Genomic DNA, 22,012 nt, shown 5'->3' on the forward strand with positions numbered 1-22,012 from the left:
CCCCACGAGATGGACGTGCGGTGGCGCGCTGGTGGCCCTGGCCCTGGCCATCACCCAGATGGGGTGTCAGGCCCCACCCCCCACCAGCCGCATCACAGTGGCCTCAGCGGGCCGAATCAGTTCCCTGGATCCAGCCCAGGCCAGCACCCTCGGCGCCACGCAGCTGATCAGCGCCCTGGGGGATCCGCTCTATCGCCTTAGGCGGGATGGCTCACTGGAACCCCGCCTGGCGGCATCGCCCCCCGTTCTGAGTGATGGCGGTCGCACCGTCACGGTTCCCCTGCGCACCGATGTTCGTTTTCACGATGGAACGCCGTTCAATGCTGCAGCCATGGCCTTCAGCCTGCGGCGTTTCCTCGAAATCGGAACCCTCAGCTACGTGGTGGGCGACCGGATTGCGGCGGTTGAGGAAGCCGACAGCCACACCCTGCGGCTGCGCCTCAGTCGCCCCTCCACATCCCTGCAGGGTCTGCTGACGTCGATCAACCTCACCCCGATCTCACCAACGGCCTACAGCAACTACCAGGACCGTTTTCTGCACGACCGCTTTGTGGGGACAGGCCCCTACAGACTGACGCGCTTCAGCGAACATCAGCAACGACTGGAGCCCTTTGAGGAGTATTGGGGGGAAGCGCCACGCAACAAAGGCCTTGATCTGATCTCACTGAGCAACTCCACGGCGCTCTATGGGGCGTTGCGCAGTGGCGAGGTGGATCTGCTGCTCTCCGCCTCGATCGACGAAGACCAGCGCCACACACTGCATGAACGGGCCAGCGCGGGGGAGCTGCACGAGTCGGTGGGTCCGGCGATGGAGATCGGCTACATCACCCTGCTGAGCAACCAGAAACCGTTCCAGAACCCCAACCTCAGGCGGGCCCTGGCCGTCAGCCTCAACCGAAGCGAGATCAGTGAACGGGTGAGCTATGGGCTGCGCCGACCGCTGCGGGCGCTGGTGCCGCCCAGCCTGGCCGGCGGCGCCAGGGCCCCATGGCCCGAACACAACCCCGAGCAGGCCCGCGAGCTGCTCCAGGCAGCGGGCTATTGCAACGGCAGCCCCTTGCACTTTCCGCTCACCTTCCGCTCCAACGTGCCCGCCGACAAACTTCTGGCCCTCACCTGGCAGGCCCAGGTGCAACGGGACCTCTCCGATTGCCTGGTGTTGGATCTGGATGGCGTCGAATCCACCACCATCTACCGCCAGCTGGGGGAGGGTGCCTTCAAAGCCGTGATGCTGGATTGGCGCGGCAGCTACCCCGATCCGGAGGCCTATCTGACGCCACTGTTGAGCTGCACGTCAGTGGAGGGTGACAGCTGCATGGCTGGAGAAGCAGCGATCAGCGGCAGCTTCTGGAGCGTCCCCGGATTGCAGACCGCCCTGCTGGAATCCGACACGCTGACGGGGGATGCCCGCCGTGCCGCCCTGGACCGTGTGGATCATCTTTCCGCCAACGGTGCCGCCTACATCCCCGTCTGGCTGGATTCCCCTCGAGCCTGGGCCCAGCTGAACCTCAGCCCTCCACAATTTGATGGCAGCGGCCGGTTGATGCTCGCTGAACTGAAACGCCGTTCAGACAGGTCGACGCAGAACTGATGGGACGCGCCCGAGACCTCGCCCGCTACAGCGCCACCCGCCTCGCCCTGGCGCCATTGATGTTGTGGCTGATCGCCAGCCTGGTGTTCCTATTGCTGCGCGTCGCCCCAGGGGATCCCGTGGATGCGGTGCTCGGCAGCCGGGCTCCCGCCGCCGCGAAAGCCGCCATGCGGGCTCGGCTGGGCCTGGATCAATCGTTGCTGGATCAGTACCTCAGCTATCTCAACGGATTGATCCATGGCGATCTGGGGCAAGCCCTGATCAACCAGGAGCCGGTTCGGACCATCATCGGCAAAACCCTGCCCGCCAGCCTGGAACTGAGCGTCATCGCCCTGGCTGTCGCTGCTGTGGTGGGGCTGAGCATTGGCTTCAGCGGAATCGCCCGGCCCGAGGGAAAGATTGACCTGGGAGGTCGCCTCTATGGATTGGGCACCTATGCCCTGCCGCCTTTCTGGGTGGCCATGCTGGTGCAGCTGGTGTTCGCCGTCAGCCTGGGCTGGTTGCCAGTGGGTGGACGCTTCCCCCCCAGCCTTCTCCCCCCCGAGGGCAGCGGATTTTTCCTGCTGGACAGCGCGCTTCAGAACAACTGGGCCGCCTTTCGCGGCACCGTGCGTCACTTGATCCTGCCCGCAGGAACCCTGGCCCTTCTGCTCAGTGGCACCTTCACGACCGCCCTGCGCCTGAACCTGCGACGCACCCTGCGCAGCGACCACGTGGAAGCGGCCCGCAGCCGCGGCCTGAGTGAGCGTCAGGTGGTCCTTCGCCACGGACTGCCCAATGCCTTGCTGCCGGTGCTCACCATCGCTGGCATCACCGTGGCCTCGTTGATTGGTGGGGCCTTGCTGATTGAAGTGACCTTTTCCTGGCCAGGCATTGCCCTGCGCCTTCAGGAAGCCATCAACCAAAGGGACTACCCCGTCGTTCAGGGGATCGTGGTGGTGATCGCAGCCTTGGTGGTGCTGGTGAGTGTTGCCGTTGACCTGCTGGTGGCCGCCCTCGATCCTCGGGTGCGTTACTGATCCAGCAGCTGCAGGGCCGAGGGTCGGCCCAAGCGATGCCAGCGCGTTTTAGAGCTGGCTTCCATCAGGTGAACGGCATCGTTGCGGGGTGACCCTGAGCTCAGGGAATCGAGGAAACGGATGACTTCATGGGCAATCACCCGTTGAACGCTGAGGGGATTGACGCCCACCAACTCTTCGCCGAGCCGGAATAGGTCGTCGCCCTCAGATGCCTTCCCCTGGCCATCCACACGAATCGGCGAAAAGTGACTGGCCCCCTCCACCACCACCACACGGCTGGCGGGATGCTCCGCCAATCCAGCCAAAAGAGGCAGCTGCTCGTCCAAGGGAGGGGTGATCAGATCAAGCGTCCCACCCACCATCAACAGCGGAATCGGCAACGCCTGGCTGGAGCGGTGCGGCCAGATCACCCCGCCAAAGCTGTTGAGCCCCACCACCGCCCGGGGCGGAGAAGCCATCGCGTTTCCCTCGAGCACGCGGCCTGCCGCAAGCTCGCACTGCAGCAACTCCGAGAGGTTGGTGAGGGGCAGGCCCGCCAGAGCCGCTTCACAGCGCTGCTCCATCCCGAGCACTGGCTGCGCCCCACTGGCCACGAGAGCCGTCAAGGCACCCAGGGAATGCCCCATCAGCACCACCTCGGTCCCGGGGATGTTCAAATCGCCCCGTTGTTGCGCGTCCAGCACCGCCACAAGATCAGCCAATCGATCACGCATTGCTGCGGCGCCGTCAAACGACTGACGCCCCTCAAGCAACGCCTGGACGGCGGCAGCATCGCTGCCGGGATGCTCAAGCACCAGCACGGGCCAGCCCGCTTGCATCAGCGAACGCGCCAGCCAGCTGAAATGGTCGGGGTCCCCGCCCAGCCCAGGCATCATCAAGACCCAGAGTCCGTCCTTGGATGACGACTCGGGGATCCAGCGTTCCATCCGCAGGGGACGCGAACGATGGTCCACCCCAAGCGTTGACTGACGGGGCGCATCGGCCAAGACAAAACCCTCGGTTCCCTTGAGGAGCTGCAGGCGGGCCTCTTTCTGAGCCAAGGTCCGCATCAAGGTCTGATGTCGCTTCAATTCCAGCCGCCAGCGGTTGGCGGCAGCCACCAGCGCATCCAGATCAAGACGCAGCTGCTGGGTGGGCAACGCTTCCAACACATCCAGCGCCGAAACAGTTGCCTGCCGTTCAAGCAACTGCTCCAGCGTGGAGAGCACCAGTGAACGATTGATGCGCTTTCCGTCCTCCACCCGAATCAATTCCCCCAGCGCATCCAGAAGTGGACCCGCTCCCCAGCTGCTCAGCAACTGCCGCCCGAGGCTGGGACGGGAAAGCACAGGAGCCTTGAGCAGACGGATCAGCCCCTGTCGGCTCTCCGGCGCGAGAAGACCCATCCAGGTGGAGAGCTCCGATCGCGAGAGCTGTGCTGGATCAGCCGTCGGCGAGCGCACGAAGGCGCCGAGTTCCTCCACCGAAACCGGAAGAACCAGGCCATCGATCTTGACCTCCACACGTTCTGTGGAGCCAACAGGCCACGATCCGCCCGCGCTGAGCAGCAGACTGCCCATCAAGCCCATCGCGATGCATCGTCCTGTTAAGCGTCCGCGCAGCAACGCCTGACCCTCTGCGGTGGTGGAACCAGTTTCCATCACCGCTGAGAAACGTCACCCGACTGAGGTTTCTGGCGTCCATCGGAGCCGGCGGGGTGATTTTCATGACGCCGCTGATCTTTCATGCGATTGACTTCTCAGCGCGTGAAGTGGGCAGCGGCATGGCCGTCTCCGCCCTGATCGGCACGGTGGTGCGTCTGCTGAGCGGTGCACTGCTCGATCGAGGCGTCCGCTGCTCCTGGCCTGTCAGGGGCACAACTCTTTTGGCCATTGCGGCCGATCTGATCCTGCTGCAGGCTGACAACTACAACAGCTACCTGTTCGGACAACTGCTGCTGGGCTGTGCGGCAGGTCTGTACTGGCCTGCCATCGAATTGGCCGTTCCCTTGAGTTGCGGTGACCTTCCTTCAGGCCGGGGCTACGCCCTGGTGCGCAGTGCCGATGCTCTCGGCATTGGCATCGGCACGCTGATCGGAACCACAGCCGCCACCCTGGGAATGCTGCGAACGGTGTACAGCGTTGAAGCGCTGTGCATGGCCGCCGTTCTGGTGCTGATCAGCCTTGTTCCACTCCAGGACGGCCCTCCTTACCGCAACCTCAGCAGAAATAGCCCCGATCCTGATGGTCCACGGTCAACGTCCCGGCTGCCTTGGTTGCTGCCCCTGCTGCCGGTGCTGCTGATCAGTGTGGTGGCCACCGGGATCCTGGCCCTCCAACAGAGTGCGCTTCCCTTGGATCTGGTGCGCGGCGGGTTGTTGCGACCGGCACTGAGCGAAAGCCACAGCAGCGCATTGATCTCCCTTCAGCTGACCTTGCTGGTGAGCCTGCAGTGGCCGGTGGGCCGTTGGCTGGCAGAGCGCAGCGTTGCCTTCGGGCTTGGCCTGAGCCTGGCGGGATTCAGTCTGGGCTGCGCTTTGATTGCCCTGTCCTCACTGTTCGAGAACGGAACGATCCTGGTGCTGGCGGCACTGCTGCCGATGGCCTTCGCCCAGGCCGCTTTCTTGCCCACGGCCACAGAGGCCGTCATCGAAGAAACACCACCGGAACACCGAGGTTTGGCGATGGCGCTGTTTTCCCAGTGCTTCGCTATCAGCGCCATCGTGGCGCCCCTCGCCGGAGGAGCACTGCTGGACCTTCAGAACAACGGCCTGCTGCTCTGGCTGTTGATGGGTGGGGCGTGCCTGGTTGTGCTCCCGACCCTGCGCAGCCTCAAGCCGCGTTACAGCATCGCTGGCACGATTGCGATGACCAATAGTTCAAAGGATGATTCAAAACCGACAAACATTCTTACCACCAATTCCAGAAATATTTAGAATCCAAAATGCAATACAACCCATAGCAATGGCATCCCGACGCCATCACCTGAGTTCTGACTCTTTAAGATGAAATTCAAGACCTGGCCTGTGTGTCCAATAAGAATCGCGAAGAATCAAACAACAATTCTAGCGAAATACATTAACGGGCGCCTCGTGGAATTACATATCCCCTACCATCATCAACATACACGAACAGAAATATTTTAATTTCACGTAGCAAGAGCGGGGTTTTACTTTTCTTGGGCACTATCCTACAGACGAAACACTTTTTTTAGATAGTGAAACCGGGCAACTCTTCACCAAACAAGCCAGATAGCGCCTTCCCCTGCAAAAGCCTTCAACTTGCATAATGAGCACTGCTCAAGTACAGTCTAAACATTATTGAGCAGTAATTAAATGAGAGAAATGAACGACAAAGAGGTCATCGTAGTTGCCGGCCCTTCAGCTTCCGGCAAGTCGCACCTGCTGAAACAACTTTTGACCAAGAAAAAAAATAAATTCAGAGACAAAATCTATCGCTTGCTGAAGATTAATCCCAAGCAATCAAGATCTTGCATTGCAATCGGAGCACTAACAAAGAAAAACATAAAGCCTGAGCACTCCCGCAAGCTAAAGAAAGATCTGATATTTATCCACTTCGACACAACCAGTCGTCGCCAAACCAAAAAAAAGCGACTGCTCTTATCAATCACAAAAGACTGCGAAAGCGTGAAAGTACTGACGATTCATACAACCTTTGAGACATGGAGGAATCGAATGCAAAAGCGCATCGAATCAAGCCCGAACGAAATCCCTCTCAACAGGGCCACAGAAATTTACAACTTGTCAAAATATATACGCTTTTTTGCCAAAATTAAATACAACTTAGTTTACAAACGTTGGGCAAAATTTATTAGTGAAATCGACTTTGATGATCAGCTAATTATAAAAAATGAAGAAATACCGTTCAAATCAAAACGACAGAAATTTCCAACCAAATAACAGCAGACTCAAACGTTAAACAAAAATTCCATCACGTCTCCCTCGTCAACCAAATACTCTTTCCCTTCACTGCGTAGCCAACCCTTGTTGCGGGCTTCCGACAGTGAGCCGGCTTCCAGCAGCTTCTCCCAACCGATGGTCTGAGCACGGATGAAGCCACGTTCGAAATCGGTGTGGATCACACCGGCAGCCTGCGGAGCGGTCATGCCGGCCTTGAACGTCCATGCCCTTGTTTCCTTTTCACCGGTAGTGAAATAGGTGCGCAGCCCCAGCAATCGATAAGTGGCCCGAATCAGGCTCTGCAAACCCCCTTCCGTCACTCCGAGACCTTCCAGATAGTCCGCGGTTTCCTCATCTCCCAGCTCCACCAGCTCAGCTTCCACCTGGGCAGAAATCCGCACCGTTTCAGCACCTTCCTTGGCAGCCAGTTCAACCACCTCGGTGCAGAAGGCATTGCCCTTGGCCAGGTCGTCCTCACTCACATTGGTGGCGTAGATGATCGGCTTGGCGGTCAAGAGCCCCAAGGGTTTGATCATCGCCGCCTCTTCATCGTTCAGATCGACGCTGCGAGCCGCACCACCGTTCTCGAGCACCGCCTGAATCCGCTCAAGGGCAGCGTCTTCCACCTGCGCCTCCATGCTGGTGCGCATCTGCTTTTTCAGACGCTCCCGGCGCTTCTCGATCTGAGCCAAGTCCGCAAGACCCAGCTCCAGATTGATCACCTCCGCATCCCGGGACGGACCCACGGACCCTGAAACGTGGATGACGTCATCGTCCTCGAAGCAGCGGATCACGTGAACGATCGAGTCCACCTCGCGGATGTTGGCGAGAAACTTGTTGCCCAAACCTTCGCCCTGGCTGGCGCCTTTCACTAGACCCGCAATGTCCACAAACTCCATGCGGGTCGGAATGGTGTCCTGGCTTTTGCTCAGTTCCGTTAACCGGTCCAGTCGCTCATCAGGCACCGCCACGGTGCCGACGTTGGGCTCGATGGTGCAGAAGGGGAAATTGGCAGCCTGAGCCTGCGCGTTGGCAACCAACGCATTGAACAAGGTGGACTTGCCCACGTTGGGCAATCCGACAATTCCAGCTTTGAGCATCGGCGGAATCTACCGGCCAGCGGCGAGACTGTTGTGAAGTTTTGTGGGCCCATGATGCATTCCTTGCGCTCCCCTGCGTCCCCATCGCCTGAAGCAGAGCTGGCCTCAGTGGCGAAAGCACAATCCAAACGGCCCAAAGCCGCGATGGTGGGATTGCTGGTGTTGGTCCTGTGCGGGAGTGGGCTGCTTCTGCGTTTCGGACCCTGGGGCAACCGCCAACGGGATCTGACGCCCTTCACCACCACCGCAGAACGTGGCGTCCTCTCTGGGGTGATCACCGCCAGCGGCGAACTGCAGGCCCAGCAGAAGGTGAACGTGAGTCCGCGCAAGCAAGGGCTGCTGGCTGAGCTGAAGGTGGATGAAGGAGATGTGGTGGAGAACGGACAGGTTCTGGCCGTAATGAATCGTGGCGATCTCGATGATCGGCTGCAGGAGAAGCAGGCTCTGCTGCGCCAGGCCGAAGCCAACCATCAGAACAAGCGGGAGGATTTCGAACGACGCAGCCAGCTGTATGCCAGCGGCGCGCTCAGCGCTGACGACTTCAGTGATGCACGCTTCGAGATGCTGGCTGGGGAGGCGGGCCTCGTTGCTGCCCGGGAACGGTTGGAGCAACTGGAACAGGAGAGTCGAGAAAAGACGATCCGCGCACCCTTCTCGGGAACGATCACAGCGCGCTACGCCGAACCGGGGTCGTTTGTAACCCCCACCACTGCCGCCTCGGCCACGGCCGGTGCCACAAGCTCTTCGATCGTTGAACTCTCGCAAGGCCTGGAGGTGAGGGCCCGCGTTCCGGAAAGCGACATCGGCCGCATCGCGACCGGCCAGAAGGCCGAAATACGGGTGGATGCCTATCCCGATGAGCGCTTCCAGGCAAGGGTGAGTGAAATTGCTCCCCGCGCAGCCAAAGAGAACAGCGTCACCTCCTTCGAAGTGAAGCTGAACTTCGTCAACCCGCAAAACAAATTGAAGATCGGCATGACTGCCGACATCAATTTCCTAACCGGGCGTAGTGACCCCAAAATCCTTGTGCCCACCGTGGCGATCACCCTTGAGGACGGCCAACAGGGTGTGTTGCTGGTGGATGAGAACCAGCAACCACGTTTCCAGCCGGTGGAACTGGGCAACAGCAGCGGCGACCAGACTGCGATCCTGAACGGTCTCGAATCAGGAACTCGCGTGTTCATCGATCTGCCCCCCTGGGCAGACCCGCGCGATTGATCCAACCACGTTTTCAACACCGTCATGCCTGAGGCCACCGCCAAGCCCCTTCTGCTGCTTGTGGATGGCCATTCCCTGGCATTCCGCAGTTTTTACGCCTTCAGCAAGGGTGGCGAAGGGGGTCTGGCCACCAAAGACGGCCGGCCCACCAGCGTGACCTACGGCTTTCTCAAAGCCCTGCTGGACAACAGCAAAACCCTGAAGCCTGAAGGCGTTGCCATTGCCTTCGACACAGCCGAGCCCACCTTTCGCCACAAGGCTGACGCCAACTACAAGGCCCACCGGGATGTGGCCCCTGAGGTGTTCTTTCAGGACCTTGAGCAGCTGCAGCAGATTCTCGAAACGCACCTGCAGCTCCCTCTCTGCATGGCCCCCGGCTTCGAAGCCGACGATGTGCTGGGAACCCTGGCGAACCGAGCAGCCGACTCGGGATGGGGCGTGCGAATCCTTTCGGGAGACCGCGACCTGTTCCAGCTGGTGGACGACAGCCGCGACATCGCGGTGCTCTACATGGGTGGAGGCCCCTACGCCAAAAGCAGTGGCCCAACGCTGATCCGCGAAGAAGGGGTGCTTGGCAAGCTCGGCGTGATGCCCAACAAGGTGGTGGACCTCAAGGCTCTTACCGGTGACAGCTCCGACAACATCCCCGGCGTGCGTGGTGTTGGCCCCAAAACAGCCATCAACCTGCTGAAAGACAACAGCGATCTCGACGCGGTATACACCACCCTCGAGGAAGTGGAAGCCGAAGGGCCGAAAGCCAGCCGGGGCGCCATCAAAGGAGCTCTGAAGGGGAAGCTGCGCGCCGACCGCGACAACGCCTATCTGTCGCGCAAGCTGGCCGAGATTCTCGTGGATGTACCACTGCCCAAGGAACCCAGCCTGCCGTTGTCGTCGGTGGATGCTGATGGCCTAAGCAGCTGCCTGGAAGACCTCGAGCTCAACAGCCTGCTGCGCCAGGTGGGGGGCTTTGTGGCGGCCTTTTCCGAAGGGGGCTACGGGGCCAATGCGGAGGCCGCTGCGGCCAAGACTCCCCGCCGCTCAGCCACTACAGAACCGGCAGCTGCCGAAACCGCAACTGAACCGGTCACCAACGACGACGTGGGGCTGCCGGCCCTGAAACCGCAGCTGATCCAGACCGAAACGGCCCTGGACGCCCTGGTGCAGAGGCTGATGGCCTGTACCAGCAGCAGCCTGCCTGTGGCCTTCGACACCGAGACCACCGACCTCAACCCGTTCCGCGCGGAACTGGTGGGCATCGGCATCTGCTGGGGAGAGGACCTGGACGCACTTGCCTACATCCCGCTTGGCCACAAAGGCAGCGAAGACAGCAGCCCGGAGCAGCTGCCCTTGGAAACCGTGCTCACCGCCCTCGCCCCTTGGCTGGCCAGTAGCAACCACCCCAAGACCCTTCAGAACGCCAAGTACGACCGCCTGATCCTGCTGCGGCATGGCATTGCCCTCGAGGGGGTCGTGATCGACACGCTGCTGGCTGATTACCTGCGGGATGCCGCAGCCAAGCATGGTCTGGAGCTCATGGCGGAGCGGGAATTCGGCTTCCAGCCCACCTCATACACCGATTTGGTGGGCAAGAAACAAACCTTCGCCGACGTGCCGCTGGAGCCCGCCAGCCTGTATTGCGGCATGGATGTGCACGTCACCCGGCGCCTCGCCCTGCTGCTGCGCCATCAGCTGGAGACCATGGGCCCGCAACTGCTGCCGCTGCTGGAGCAGGTGGAGCAGCCACTGGAACCAGTGCTGGCCCGGATGGAATCCACCGGCATCCGCATTGATGTGCCCTATCTCCAGGGCCTTTCCGAAGAGATGGGCTCCACCCTTCAACAGCTGGAGTCCGACGCCAAAGCGGCCGCAGGAGTGGACTTCAACCTGGCCTCACCCAAGCAACTCGGAGAGCTGCTGTTCGACACCCTTGGCCTGGATCGCAAGAAATCCCGCCGCACCAAAACCGGCTTCAGCACCGATGCCACCGTGCTTGAGAAACTCGGCAACGACCACCCGGTGGTGCCACTGGTGCTGGAGCACCGGGTGCTCAGCAAGCTCAAGAGCACCTACATCGACGCCTTGCCGCAGCTGGTGGAGGCGGAAACCGGGCGGGTGCACACCGATTTCAACCAAGCAGTGACGGCCACTGGGCGCCTGAGCAGCAGCAACCCCAACCTGCAGAACATTCCCGTGCGCACCGAGTACAGCCGGCGCATCCGCAAGGCCTTCTTGCCCCAGGAGGGCTGGACCCTGCTCAGCGCCGACTACTCCCAGATCGAACTGCGGATCCTCACCCACCTCTCTGGCGAAGAGGTGCTGCAGGAGGCCTACCGCAGCGGCGACGACGTGCACGCGCTGACCGCCAGGCTGCTGCTGGACAAAGACGAGGTCAGCCCGGACGAACGCCGGCTCGGCAAAACCATCAACTTCGGTGTGATTTACGGCATGGGAGCCCAACGCTTCGCTCGGGAAACCGGAGTGAGCCAGAGCGAAGCCAAGGAGTTCCTGGCCAAGTACAAGCAGCGCTACCCGAAGGTGTTCGCCTTCCTCGAACTGCAGGAGCGGCTCGCCCTCAGCCGCGGCTACGTGGAAACCATTCTCGGCCGCCGGCGACCGTTCCACTTCGATCGCAACGGCCTGGGGCGGCTGCTGGGCAAAGACCCCTTGGAGATCGACCTGGACGTGGCCCGCCGCGGTGGCATGGAGGCACAGCAGCTGCGGGCGGCTGCCAATGCCCCAATTCAGGGGTCGAGTGCCGACATCATCAAAGTGGCAATGGTGCAGCTGCAAGACGCCCTGCAGCATCAGGGCCTACCGGCCCAGCTGCTGCTTCAGGTGCACGACGAACTGGTACTTGAGGTGGCACCGGATGCCCTGGAGGCCACACGAGAGCTTGTGGTGCAGACCATGGAACAGGCCGTTGAGCTGAGTGTTCCCCTGGTGGTGGAGACCGGCGTCGGCGCGAACTGGATGGAGGCGAAATGAACGCAGCCGAACAGGCCGTAGCCTCATCCTGAGCTCCAGATCAGCTGTGTCCCTGCGCTTCACCAACAGCCTCACCAGCCGCACCGAAGCGTTCGAGCCCCTCACCGCGGGCAAAGCCAGCATCTATTGCTGCGGCGTGACGGTCTATGACCTGTGCCACCTGGGCCACGCCCGCAGCTACATCAACTGGGATGTGCTGCGCCGTTATCTGATCTGGCGCGGGTACGACGTCACCTACGTCCAGAACTACACCGACATCGACGACAAGATCCTCAACCGCGCCAATGAGGAAGGCATCACGATGCAGGCAGTGAGCGAACGCAATATCGAAGCGTTCGAGATCGACATGGGGCGTCTAAATATTCTCCCGGCCGACCGAATGCCTCGGGCCACCGGCTGCATCGAAGGCATTCAGACACTGATTAGCGAACTGGAATCCAAGGGAGCCGCCTACAGCTCAGATGGTGATGTGTACTTCGACATTTCGAAGGCCAAGAATTACGGCAAGCTCAGCGGCCGCGACCCCAACGACCAGCAGCAGGGAGCCAGCGGTCGAACCGCTGATGGAGAGGAAAGCCGCAAGCGTCATCCCTTTGATTTCGCGCTCTGGAAGGGGGCCAAAGCCGGAGAACCCAGCTGGAAATCCCCCTGGGGGCCAGGCCGCCCTGGCTGGCACATCGAATGTTCAGCGATGGTGCGCCAGGAACTGGGGCAAACCATCGACATTCACCTCGGTGGCGGAGATCTGGTGTTCCCGCACCACGAAAACGAGATTGCTCAATCGGAAACTGCCAACGGCACAACCCTGGCGAAGCTGTGGCTGCACAACGGCATGGTCAATGTCGGTGGCACCAAGATGTCCAAATCGCTCGGCAACTTCACCACCATCCGCGCCTTGCTGGACAGTGGAATCTCGCCGATGACCCTGCGCCTGTTTGTGCTGCAGGCCCACTACCGCAAACCGCTTGATTTCACCGCCGAGGCCCTTGAGGCCGCAGCCACCGGCTGGAAGGGGCTGAATGCAGCCCTGAGCCTTGGCGATCGCCAAGGCGACAGTCTCTGCTGGAGCTCGGCCGCACCTCTCACAGAGGGCGCCATGACAACTGATGGAGGACCAGCCGACACCGCTCTGATGGAGCTCGAGCAACGCTTCATCAGCGCCATGGACGATGACCTGAACAGCTCGGGCGGACTGGCCGTGCTGTTCGATCTGGCCAAGCCCCTGCGGGCCCTCGCCAACCGGCTGGAACGGGGGGAAGACGCCGCCCTGCCTGAGCCGGAGTTGAAGGGTCTGGAGGGTCGTTGGCAGCTGCTGCGACACCTGGCGGCGGTGCTTGGACTGCGCTCGGAAGCGGAAGCCGCCCCCAGCCTCGACGACGGCGCCATTGATGCAGCCATCACGGCGCGCAAGGCGGCGAAAGCGGCGAAGGATTTCGCGGAGGCCGACCGGATCCGGGATGAGCTCGCCACCCAAGGGGTGGAGCTGATCGATAAACCCGGCGGGGTGACGGAGTGGATCCGCGCCTGATCCCGGCAGACTGAACCCCAATGCTGTCGCTCCCCATGCTCTGGCTGAAGAAGCTGAACTTCATGGAAACCGCCAAGCTCGAGATGGAGCTGATGAAGGCCCTCGATGCCGGCGAGGATCTTGAGGCGAAGCTCAAGGCTCAGAAGCAATTGGCCGCGACCACGGGCGATGCGGAGCAAGCCTGGAAAGCAGAGGTGTGGGACAAGATGCTGCAGAGGATCCGCAAGATGGAATCCATGCTCAATTCTTCGGATAAGCAGTAGGCACTCGCCAGACGAATCCCCTCAGCTGGGGATCAGATCAATCACGCTGATCACCAGACCAACAGTGATCACCGGCGGTGAAATCCAGCGCAGCATCACCAGCAGAAAGCGCTGCAGCCAGATCGGGCTCCCCGAATGGCTGAGCTCCTCCTGAAAACGAGCGGGGAGCACCCAACCCAGCAACAGGGCCAGGAGCAAGCCCCCCAAAATCAGCAGCAGGCCCCCAAACACGGAATCCATCCAGCCGAGAACCTCCATGGAGGTGGCCGCTGGAAGACCGGCCACAAAGATCAACGCCGTGGACACCCAGACAGCCCGAGAGCGGTTCCACCCGTGGCGATCGATCAAACAGGCCACCGGAACCTCCAACAGCGACACCGCTGAGGTGATCGCTGCAATCAGGGCCAGAGCAAAAAAGAGCACCGCCACCAGCTGACCTGTGGCCCCCAGCGAGCCGAGGCCAGTGGGCAAAGCGATGAAGATCGTGCCCAGGGTGGAGCCACTGATCACATCCTGGAGGCCAAAGCTCATCACCACAGGGAAGGTGACCATGCCGGCCAGCAATCCCACAGCGGTGTCCATCCCCACCACCGCCACGGCTTCCCGGGGCAGGTGGGCGCGCCTGCTCAGGTAGGCCGAATAGGCCAGGATGCATCCGATGCCCGTGCCGATCGAGAAGAAGGCCTGGGTGAAGGCATTGCGAATGGTGGTGGGGTCCTGCAGCTGGCTGTTGTCCCAGCGGAGCAGGAAGGTGCGATAGCCCTCCGAGGCCCCATCAAGACCAGCGGCCCAAACCGCAAGGCCAATCAGCAGCACAAACAACAGCGGCAGCCCCCAACGGGACAACCGCTCAATGCCTCCACGCACGCCGGCGGCCACCACAGCAGCAGTCGCCACCAGGCTGAGCAGCTGGCCGATCAAGGCCGAGCGGCCGCCACTGAGGCCGGCGAAAAAGGCTTCTGCTGAAGCGATATCCGCCGGGAGCCCCTGGGTGAGGGTCTGCACGAGCGTGGCCCCGGTCCACCCCATCAACACGGCATAGAAGGCCAGGATTCCACTGGCCGCCAGCACGAACAGCCAACCCATCGGCTGCCAGTGGCGACCGGCTGCCGCCACTGGCGCGAGCAGAGGGCTTTGGCCAGTGCTGCGCCCCAGCACCATTTCGGCCACCAGCACCGGCAGGCAAACCAACAGCACAATCACCACGTAGAGCAGCAGGAAGGCGCCGCCACCTCCCTGGGAGGCGCGGTAGGCAAAGCCCCAGAGATTGCCCAAACCCACGGCACTGCCTGCAGCCGCCAGGACAAACCCCAGGCCCGATCGCCACTGTTCCTTCGCCATGCGCTCTCCACAAGCTGTCCGCCAGCTTGCCAGCGTTCAACGGTCCTGGTGGGAGACTTGTCGCAACTGCCGGAACAGCATGAAAGCCATCAGCGTGCTGGGATCCACTGGTTCGATCGGCACCCAGACCCTCCAGATCGCTGAGGAGTTTCCGGAGCAGTTCCGCGTTGTGGCGCTCACGGCCGGCCGCAATCTGAAGCTTTTGGTTGACCAAGTTCAGAGGCATCGCCCTGAGGTGGTAGCCCTGGCGGATGCCGATCTCCTGCCGGAACTGCAGGAGCGGCTGAAGGATGCAGGCGTCACAGGCGCCGATGCACCCCAGTTGGTGGGAGATGCTGATGGTCTCAACGTTGCTGCCGCCTGGGACAGCGCCGACCTGGTGGTGACGGGCATTGTTGGTTGCGCCGGTCTGTTGCCGACCCTGGCGGCGATCCGCGCCGGCAAGGACCTCGCTCTGGCGAACAAGGAAACCCTGATTGCGGCCGGCCCCGTGGTGCTGCCGGAACTGAAAAAGAGCGGCAGCCGTCTGCTGCCGGCGGATTCGGAACACTCAGCCATTTTCCAATGCCTGCAGGGAACCCCCTGGGCTGAAAACGCACGGCTCTCCACCGGCGTGCCCACACCCGGGCTGCGCCGAATCCAGCTCACAGCCTCCGGCGGCGCCTTCCGCGACTGGACGGCCGCCGACCTTGAGAAGGCCACCGTGGCCGATGCCACCAGTCATCCCAACTGGAGCATGGGCCGCAAGATCACCGTGGATTCCGCCTCCTTGATGAACAAGGGACTGGAAGTGATCGAAGCCCACTACCTGTTCGGCCTGGATTACGACCACATCGAGATCGTGATCCATCCCCAGAGCATTATCCATTCGATGATCGAACTGGCGGATTCGTCCGTGCTGGCCCAACTGGGCTGGCCCGACATGAAGCTGCCGATCCTTTACTGCCTCAGCTGGCCTTCACGCCTTGAGACGCCATGGCGGCGACTGGATCTCACGGAAGTGGGTCAGCTCAGCTTCCGGGCCCCCGATCCCGCCAAGTACCCCTGCATGGAGCTGGCCTACGCCGCTGGACGCGCCGGCGGCACCATGCCCGCAGTAATGAATGCTGCCAACGAGGAAGCTGTGGCGCAGTTCCTCGAGGAAAAGATTCACTTCCTCGACATCCCCACAGTGATCGAGGCCGCCTGCGAGCGTCATAAACCCGATCTGATGGCCCAGCCTCAGTTGGACGACGTGCTGCGGGTGGATCAGTGGGCGCGAACGGCCGTGCGGGAACAGGTGAACCGCGGTGTGACCCGTCTGCCCATGGGAGCCATCGCCGCTTAGGCATGCAACGGGTCAGCCATCACCTCCTGCTCTGCGCAACCGCCACCAAAGCCAAATGCTGCGATTCAGTGCTTGGGGCACAAACCTGGAATGCACTGAAGAGCATTGTTCGTGAACTGGATCTCGAAAATGCAGCACGCCCCGAGGGGATTGTTCTGCGCAGCAAAGCCGATTGCCTCAGGGTGTGCGAACGAGGGCCGATTCTTCTGGTCTGGCCAGACGGAATTTGGTATTCCGATGTTTCGCCAGATCGCGTCAAAAGAATCATGGAACAACACATCATCGGCCAACAACCTGTCGAAGAATGGATTCTCAAAAGAACACCATTCGAGGCAATCAATGGCGTCCTTTCAGCAGAAATTAGACCCCAAATAAACCCAGGAAAGGATTAGCGAAAAGCTCAAATCACTACTAAAGAAGAGGATCCGAGGCAAAAAGAGTTTGAAATTCAGCCGGAATTCCCAACAACGAAATCCGAACAATTGCGATCGGGCTCTGCAACACCATTCCCCCACAGCTCGCAGGTCAAGCAATTATAATGAAAACCTAAAGCTCCAACTGTTGAGCGCTTGTCTTGAGGCTTCCATTTGGCATTTGCAACAGCGACCCGACCCGCAAATCCAGCCCCTGAAGACAGCGCTGAATCCATCTCCTACCCCAGCAAAGCTGAGTTGCTCAGTGCCCTGCCAGCAGAGCTCTCCAAGCTGAGCCCAGCGAAGTCGTGGGCGAGCTTGGCCATGTCTGCAGGCCTTTCGCTGCTGGCCATCGGACTGGGAACACTTATTCCGCTCTCTGCAGCCGCCACCCCCGTCTGGCTCCTCTACGGAGTGATCACCGGCACCATCGCGATGGGCTGCTGGGTGATCGCCCATGAATGCGGCCATCACGCCTTCCACCCCAACCGCCGGATTGAAGGCGTTGTGGGTTTTGTACTGCACAGCATTTTGCTGGTGCCGTATTACAGCTGGGCCCACAGCCACGCGGTGCACCACGCCCACTGCAATCACCTGGAACAGGGAGAAACCCATGTTCCGCCGCGGGCAACATCACCGATGGGCCGAACCACCGAACAGCTCAAGCAGAGGTTGAATCCCACCGTCTTCGGAATCATTTCTCTGTTCAATCACCTCGTGATTGGCTGGCAGCTTTATCTCTTCCTGGGCGCCACCGGCGGCGAAGACTACGACTCCCCCACCTCCCATTTTTGGAATCGTAAGCGCAATTTCAACGGCAAACGCCGCCTTTTCCCGCAGTCATTCGGCAAATGGATGCTGCGATCCAATCTGGGATTGCTTGCCATGGTTGCCCTGTTGATCATCGCCTCCGTGCAGTTTTCCCTGCTCCGTGTGCTTTGCGTCTACGGACTGCCCTACCTGGTGATCAACATGTGGCTGACCACCTACACCTGGCTGCAGCACACCAACGCCGACATCCCTCACTTCTCCAACGAAACCTGGACTTGGTCGAAGGGAGCCCTGCAAACGGTTGATCGTCCCTACGGGCCCATCCTCAACCTGCTGCACCATGGAATCGGCTCAACCCACGTGTGCCATCACGTCAATTCATCGATTCCGCACTACAACGCCTGGCGTGGCAACCAACTGCTGAGGCAGAGGTTCCCTGAGCTGGTGCGCTACGACTCCACACCGATCCACAAAGCGCTGTGGAGGATTGCCACACGCTGCGGTGGTGCTGTGTATCAGAACCCAAGCGATCGGGCCTTCTATTACTGAAGAGCGAGAGAGGCCCGCAACCAGTAGGAATCACGGCTTAGCCAGCAACAACGTCCCTGAGCCAGGCCGCCGCCAGCTGGTCGCCCCAGCAGCCGTCACGGCCATGGAAGCCGTTGTGCCCTCCCCGTAGCGTGAACAAGGTGCGAATCGCAGCCTTCGGCGGCAGCGCCTCTGCCAGATCCATTGCAGAGGAGGCAGGAACCCAGGGATCATCCAGGGCCTGCAGCAGCAAGGTGGGTGGCATCGCTTTGCAGGCAGGCACCAGATGCTGCAGGGGTGAAGCCTCGCGGTAGTAGGCCTCCACATCCGCAAACCCCCAGCGGGGAGCCGTCACGGCACTGTCGAACTCACGAATCGAACGGGGGGGCGTCGCCTGCAGCTTGGCTTCCTCGTCGGCGTTCACCCCAAAGGGATCCGCGAGGGTCTGATGCACCAACCGCTTGAGCAGCCAGCGTTGGTAGACCCGATTGCGCGGTCGCTCGATCGAGGCGCTGCAGGCGGCCAGATCCAAGGGACTGCTCGCACAGAAGAGGCCATCAAGCACGCCGGGGGAAGCCAGAGCGGCATTGAGCAGCATCGTGCCGCCCAGGGAAATGCCTGCCCCCAGCAGTGGGCGACCCGCCGCCAAGCTTCGGGCCCGAGCAATCACCGGCAGCAGATCGCTGTTGCAGCGTGCTGCATAGGTGCCACCCGCAAGGTGACGACCTGGATCAGCGCCGCGCAGGTTGAGGCGCAGCACCGCAAAACCGGCGGCCTGAAGCGCCACACCCATCCGCCTCAGGCCCTCCCGGGAACTGGATCCCCCCAGGCCATGAAGCAGCAAAACCAAGCCCTTGGGGTCCCCTTCCGGCTGATCGAGCAGGGCCAGCAACGACCCGGCAGCCGCCGCTCCACTGGGCAGGGCTGGCACGGGAATTTCAATCGGAACCCCTTGATCGTGGGGAAGATCCACCTCGCGCAGGGTGTCGCGCAGGGTTTGCAGGTCGCCGCCGATCCAGGGCCAGCGCTGCTCAAACGACGGAACCCCCAGCCGCTCCCGCAGCTGGGGGTTATCCACGCCGCGGCCCATCACTTCTTGCCCAGGCCCAGATCCTTGAGTTCCACCAGGAGGTCGCCGAGCACCTTCTTGGCATCGCCGAACAGCATCGAGGTGTTGGCCAGCTCGAACAGATCGTTCTTGATGCCGGAGTAGCCAGCGCTCATGCCCCGTTTCACTACGAACACCGTGCGGGCGTCCTGCACATCCAGAACGGGCATGCCGTAGAGCGGCGAATTGGGGTCGTTCTTGGCCTGGGGATTGACCACATCATTGGCACCCAGCACCAGCACCACGTCGGTGGCGGGGAACTCGGGATTGATCTGATCCATCTCCTGAAGCTGCTCGTAGGGCACATCGGCCTCAGCCAGAAGCACATTCATGTGACCCGGCATACGACCGGCCACCGGGTGAATGGCATAGGCCACATCGATGCCAGCACTCTCCAGCACCCGGGTAACTTCCCTGAGGGTGTGTTGCGCCTGAGCCACGGCCAAGCCATAGCCAGGAACGATCACCACCCGTTCAGCGGCCTCGAGGGTGAGGGCGCATTCCTCAACACTGCAGCTAGTGATGTTGGTGTATTCACCGCCGCCACCGCCTGCAGCGCTCGTGGCACCCAGGGCGCCACCGAACAGCACAGACACCAGGGAACGGTTCATGCCGTTGCACATCACCTGGGTGAGGATCAGGCCAGCAGCACCAACCATGGCGCCGGCAACAATCAGCAGCTGGCTGCCCACCACGAAACCGGCAGCGGCAGCAGCCACACCGGAATAGCTGTTCAGCAGGGAGATCACCACAGGCATGTCGGCGCCGCCGATCGGCAGCGTCACCCCGATTCCCAGCAGGCCGGAGGCCACCACCAGCAGCCAGAGGCCCGTGCTCGAATCAGCGTTGCGCAGCATCTCAACGGCACCCACCAGGGATGCCACCGCCAGCGCAATGTTCACGGCATGGCGCGCCTTGCTCTGCATCCAGGCCGGCGTGGACAGCCAACCCTGCAGCTTGGCCATGGCCACGATCGAACCAGTGAAGGTGATCGCACCCACGAACACGGAAACAACGATCGACACCACGGCCACGGGGCCTGCCGCATCGAGGGCAGCCGGGTACAGCGCAGCTGCCAGAGCCACCAGCAGTGACGACATGCCACCGCAGCCGTTGAAGAGGGCGACCGTCTCCGGCATCGAGGTCATCGGCACCCGCTGGGCGGTGATGGCGCCGAGCACACCACCCACCAACGTTCCGGCGATGATCCAAGTCCAGGCGGCGATGCTGATGCCGCTGGTGCCGAGGTAGTTGATCAGCAGACCCAGCACCGCAAGGCCCATGGCCACAGCGGCCAGCTGGTTGGCGCCCCTGGCGGAACGCACCTTGGAGAGACCCTTGATGCCGAGAGCCAGCAGCAGAACCGCAACCAGCTCGATCGCGTATTTGAGAAGGTCAGACATCAGCGGTTCTCCTTGCGGGCAGGCTTGCGGCTGAACATGGCCAGCATGCGATCGGTCACGAGGAAGCCCCCGATCACGTTGAACAGGGCAAAGCCCAGCGAGACGGAACCGAGCAGCAACAGCACGGTGTTGTCGCCGGCTTTGATGATGGCGGTGAGCGCTGCCAACACGGTGATGCCGGAGATGGCATTGGCACCACTCATCAAAGGAGTGTGCAGGGTGGGGGGAACCTTGCCGATCAGCTCCAGCCCAAGCAGGCTGCCAAGCAGGAGAACCCAGAGGAATTCAACAAACATCAGTTGGCACCTGGGGTAAGAACATCGCCACGACGGATGGTGCCGTCCTGGGCGATCAGACAACCGGCGATCAGTTCATCCTCGGGATCAAGGCTGAGGACGCCATCCTTCAAGGTGGGCTCCAGCAGAGCCACGAGGTTGCGGGCGTAGAGCGCACTGGCGTGATTGGGAACGCTGCAGGGCAGGTCATTACCACCGATCAGCTTCACACCCTTGCGATCCACGGTCTGACCAGGAACGGTGTCGGCACAGTTGCCACCCTGGGCCACGGCCAGATCCACCACCACCGCACCGGGGCGCATCCGATCGAGCATGTCTTCGCTGATCAGACGCGGAGCGCGGCGGCCCGGCACCTGGGCGGTGCAGATGGCCACGTCGGCCTCCGCCAGCTGATCCGACAGCTGCTGACGCTGGGCCGCCAGGAAAGCGTCGGAGGCCTGTTTGGCATAGCCACCGGATTCCGAAGGCTTGTCCTCCATCTCGGGGGGCTCAATGAAGCGGGCTCCAAGCGATTCCACCTGCTCCTTCACGGCAGGTCTGATGTCACTGACGTACACCACAGCACCCAGACGACGTGCTGTGGCCACGGCCTGAAGGCCGGCCACACCGGCTCCAAGAATCACCACCTTGGCCGGCTGAACGGTGCCCGCTGCCGTCATCAGCATCGGGAAGTAACGGTCCAGCGCGGCGGAGGCCAGCAGCACCGACTTGTATCCGGCGATGTTGGCCTGGGAGGAGAGCGCATCAGCAGACTGGGCCCGGCTGATCCGGGGCAGCAGCTCGAGCGCCATGGCTGAAAGCCCGCTGCGCTGCAGGGCGGCCGTCAGCTCTTCGTTGGCATAAGGGGACAGCAGACCCACCACCAGCGCTCCCTGGCGCAGGCGGGCCAGGGTGGCTGCGCTCGGAGACTGAACACAGAGGAGAACGTCGGCCTGACTCCACGCCGACGAATCTCCCGTCCCAATGAGATCCGCGCCCTGCTCGGCGTAGGCCTCATCGAGGTATCCGGAGGGGGTACCGGCTCCGCGTTCGACTGCGACGCTGCAGCCCAACGAAACAAATTTCTTGACCGTGTCCGGTGTTGCCGCGACGCGGTTTTCTCCCGGCGTCGACTCCACCGGTATAAGAAGTCTGGGCAAGGGGAACACAACCACCGACCCGGCACAGGGTAGAAGGTCGCCTTCTCGAGATCGAGGAAACTTCCTGAAGAACGCACAGAACTT

At 61.7% G+C, this 22,012-nt stretch carries 18 protein-coding genes; 11 read left to right on the plus strand and 7 right to left on the minus strand.

All coding sequences use genetic code 11. The features are described from left to right. Nucleotides 1-58 precede the first annotated feature (58 nt). Nucleotides 59-1,591, plus strand: a complete 1,533-nt coding sequence (locus tag SynA1562_RS09470) for an ABC transporter substrate-binding protein (RefSeq protein WP_255445785.1) — start codon at nt 59-61, stop codon at nt 1,589-1,591. Then, nucleotides 1,591-2,610 (plus strand): ABC transporter permease, encoded by a 1,020-nt coding sequence (locus tag SynA1562_RS09475; RefSeq protein ID WP_186493668.1) that lies wholly within the window; start codon nt 1,591-1,593, stop codon nt 2,608-2,610. Before SynA1562_RS09470 ends, SynA1562_RS09475 begins: the two co-directional genes overlap by 1 nt. On the opposite strand, the gene SynA1562_RS09480 is transcribed toward SynA1562_RS09475, so the two are convergent. Then, entirely contained in the window at nt 2,604-4,178 is a 1,575-nt protein-coding gene (locus SynA1562_RS09480) for an alpha/beta hydrolase (protein WP_186495388.1), read from the minus strand. The two genes, SynA1562_RS09475 and SynA1562_RS09480, sit on opposite strands and share 7 nt — an antisense overlap. A 77-nt stretch (nt 4,179-4,255) precedes the next feature. On the opposite strand from SynA1562_RS09480, the gene SynA1562_RS09485 reads away from it, so the two are divergent. Both SynA1562_RS09485 and SynA1562_RS09490 read left to right on the plus strand, forming a co-directional pair. Further along, nucleotides 4,256-5,524 (plus strand): MFS transporter, encoded by a 1,269-nt coding sequence (locus SynA1562_RS09485; RefSeq protein WP_255445786.1) that lies wholly within the window; start codon nt 4,256-4,258, stop codon nt 5,522-5,524. Between the two features lie 408 nt (nt 5,525-5,932). After that, complete coding sequence (locus tag SynA1562_RS09490; RefSeq protein WP_186493669.1) at nt 5,933-6,508, plus strand: AAA family ATPase; 576 nt, start codon at nt 5,933-5,935, stop codon at nt 6,506-6,508. An 8-nt stretch (nt 6,509-6,516) separates the two neighbouring features. Here SynA1562_RS09490 and ychF read toward each other — a convergent pair whose 3' ends face one another. Beyond that, entirely contained in the window at nt 6,517-7,608 is a 1,092-nt protein-coding gene (ychF, locus tag SynA1562_RS09495; RefSeq protein WP_186493670.1) for a redox-regulated ATPase YchF, read from the minus strand. Nucleotides 7,609-7,659: 51 nt separating this feature from the next. Here ychF and SynA1562_RS09500 point away from each other — a divergent pair, with 51 nt between their 5' ends. From SynA1562_RS09500 to SynA1562_RS09515, 4 genes are read left to right on the plus strand one after another with little or no spacing between them, the layout of a single operon-like run. Then, on the plus strand, nt 7,660-8,826 hold the full coding sequence (locus SynA1562_RS09500) for an efflux RND transporter periplasmic adaptor subunit (RefSeq protein ID WP_255445628.1): 1,167 nt from the start codon (nt 7,660-7,662) through the stop codon (nt 8,824-8,826). Between the two features lie 24 nt (nt 8,827-8,850). Further along, nucleotides 8,851-11,811 (plus strand): DNA polymerase I, encoded by a 2,961-nt coding sequence (gene polA, locus SynA1562_RS09505; RefSeq protein WP_186493671.1) that lies wholly within the window; start codon nt 8,851-8,853, stop codon nt 11,809-11,811. Nucleotides 11,812-11,857: 46 nt separating this feature from the next. Beyond that, on the plus strand, nt 11,858-13,339 hold the full coding sequence (cysS, locus tag SynA1562_RS09510) for a cysteine--tRNA ligase (protein WP_186493672.1): 1,482 nt from the start codon (nt 11,858-11,860) through the stop codon (nt 13,337-13,339). 20 nt (nt 13,340-13,359) lie between these two features. Beyond that, entirely contained in the window at nt 13,360-13,602 is a 243-nt protein-coding gene (locus SynA1562_RS09515) for a hypothetical protein (protein ID WP_255445629.1), read from the plus strand. Between the two features lie 21 nt (nt 13,603-13,623). Here SynA1562_RS09515 and SynA1562_RS09520 read toward each other — a convergent pair whose 3' ends face one another. Continuing rightward, complete coding sequence (locus SynA1562_RS09520) at nt 13,624-14,943, minus strand: sodium-dependent transporter (protein WP_186493673.1); 1,320 nt, start codon at nt 14,941-14,943, stop codon at nt 13,624-13,626. A gap of 79 nt (nt 14,944-15,022) precedes the next feature. Between SynA1562_RS09520 and SynA1562_RS09525 the strand changes: the two genes are divergently transcribed. The 3 genes from SynA1562_RS09525 (at nt 15,023) to SynA1562_RS09535 (ending at nt 18,003) form a co-directional block, all read left to right on the plus strand. Beyond that, a complete protein-coding gene (locus SynA1562_RS09525) occupies nt 15,023-16,270 on the plus strand; it encodes a 1-deoxy-D-xylulose-5-phosphate reductoisomerase (protein ID WP_186493674.1) in 1,248 nt (415 codons plus the stop codon). Between the two features lie 2 nt (nt 16,271-16,272). Further along, nucleotides 16,273-16,662 carry a ferredoxin gene (locus SynA1562_RS09530; protein ID WP_186493675.1) on the plus strand — a complete coding sequence of 130 codons (390 nt, stop codon included), beginning with the start codon at nt 16,273-16,275 and terminating at the stop codon, nt 16,660-16,662. A gap of 195 nt (nt 16,663-16,857) precedes the next feature. Further along, nucleotides 16,858-18,003, plus strand: a complete 1,146-nt coding sequence (locus SynA1562_RS09535) for a fatty acid desaturase (RefSeq protein WP_186493676.1) — start codon at nt 16,858-16,860, stop codon at nt 18,001-18,003. A 37-nt stretch (nt 18,004-18,040) separates the two neighbouring features. Here SynA1562_RS09535 and SynA1562_RS09540 read toward each other — a convergent pair whose 3' ends face one another. The 4 genes from SynA1562_RS09540 to SynA1562_RS09555 are packed head-to-tail and all read right to left on the minus strand — an operon-like array spanning nt 18,041 to nt 21,928. Then, complete coding sequence (locus SynA1562_RS09540) at nt 18,041-19,072, minus strand: alpha/beta fold hydrolase (RefSeq protein ID WP_186493677.1); 1,032 nt, start codon at nt 19,070-19,072, stop codon at nt 18,041-18,043. Beyond that, nucleotides 19,072-20,493 carry an NAD(P)(+) transhydrogenase (Re/Si-specific) subunit beta gene (locus SynA1562_RS09545; RefSeq protein WP_186493678.1) on the minus strand — a complete coding sequence of 474 codons (1,422 nt, stop codon included), beginning with the start codon at nt 20,491-20,493 and terminating at the stop codon, nt 19,072-19,074. The genes SynA1562_RS09540 and SynA1562_RS09545 overlap by 1 nt, the downstream gene beginning before the upstream one ends. Beyond that, nucleotides 20,493-20,789 (minus strand): NAD(P) transhydrogenase subunit alpha, encoded by a 297-nt coding sequence (locus SynA1562_RS09550; RefSeq protein WP_011364925.1) that lies wholly within the window; start codon nt 20,787-20,789, stop codon nt 20,493-20,495. Before SynA1562_RS09550 ends, SynA1562_RS09545 begins: the two co-directional genes overlap by 1 nt. Further along, the gene (locus tag SynA1562_RS09555) at nt 20,789-21,928 is read right to left on the minus strand and encodes a Re/Si-specific NAD(P)(+) transhydrogenase subunit alpha (RefSeq protein ID WP_255445630.1); all 1,140 of its coding nucleotides are present in this window, start codon (nt 21,926-21,928) and stop codon (nt 20,789-20,791) included. Before SynA1562_RS09555 ends, SynA1562_RS09550 begins: the two co-directional genes overlap by 1 nt. Nucleotides 21,929-22,012 lie beyond the last annotated feature (84 nt).

Origin of the sequence: Synechococcus sp. A15-62, assembly GCF_014280075.1 — a bacterium.
Lineage (GTDB): Bacteria > Cyanobacteriota > Cyanobacteriia > PCC-6307 > Cyanobiaceae > Parasynechococcus.

Coding starts and splice junctions, on each gene's coding strand:
- SynA1562_RS09520 (WP_186493673.1), bottom strand. CDS start 14,943: ATGGCGAAGGAACAGTGGCGATCGGGCCTGGGGTTTGTCCTGGCGGCT.
- SynA1562_RS09545 (WP_186493678.1), bottom strand. CDS start 20,493: ATGTCTGACCTTCTCAAATACGCGATCGAGCTGGTTGCGGTTCTGCTG.
- SynA1562_RS09550 (WP_011364925.1), bottom strand. CDS start 20,789: ATGTTTGTTGAATTCCTCTGGGTTCTCCTGCTTGGCAGCCTGCTTGGG.
- SynA1562_RS09470 (WP_255445785.1), top strand. CDS start 59: ATGGGGTGTCAGGCCCCACCCCCCACCAGCCGCATCACAGTGGCCTCA.
- SynA1562_RS09475 (WP_186493668.1), top strand. CDS start 1,591: ATGGGACGCGCCCGAGACCTCGCCCGCTACAGCGCCACCCGCCTCGCC.
- SynA1562_RS09530 (WP_186493675.1), top strand. CDS start 16,273: ATGCAACGGGTCAGCCATCACCTCCTGCTCTGCGCAACCGCCACCAAA.
- SynA1562_RS09480 (WP_186495388.1), bottom strand. CDS start 4,178: ATGGGCTTGATGGGCAGTCTGCTGCTCAGCGCGGGCGGATCGTGGCCT.
- SynA1562_RS09525 (WP_186493674.1), top strand. CDS start 15,023: ATGAAAGCCATCAGCGTGCTGGGATCCACTGGTTCGATCGGCACCCAG.
- SynA1562_RS09500 (WP_255445628.1), top strand. CDS start 7,660: ATGATGCATTCCTTGCGCTCCCCTGCGTCCCCATCGCCTGAAGCAGAG.
- SynA1562_RS09540 (WP_186493677.1), bottom strand. CDS start 19,072: ATGGGCCGCGGCGTGGATAACCCCCAGCTGCGGGAGCGGCTGGGGGTT.
- ychF (WP_186493670.1), bottom strand. CDS start 7,608: ATGCTCAAAGCTGGAATTGTCGGATTGCCCAACGTGGGCAAGTCCACC.
- SynA1562_RS09515 (WP_255445629.1), top strand. CDS start 13,360: ATGCTGTCGCTCCCCATGCTCTGGCTGAAGAAGCTGAACTTCATGGAA.
- polA (WP_186493671.1), top strand. CDS start 8,851: ATGCCTGAGGCCACCGCCAAGCCCCTTCTGCTGCTTGTGGATGGCCAT.
- SynA1562_RS09490 (WP_186493669.1), top strand. CDS start 5,933: ATGAACGACAAAGAGGTCATCGTAGTTGCCGGCCCTTCAGCTTCCGGC.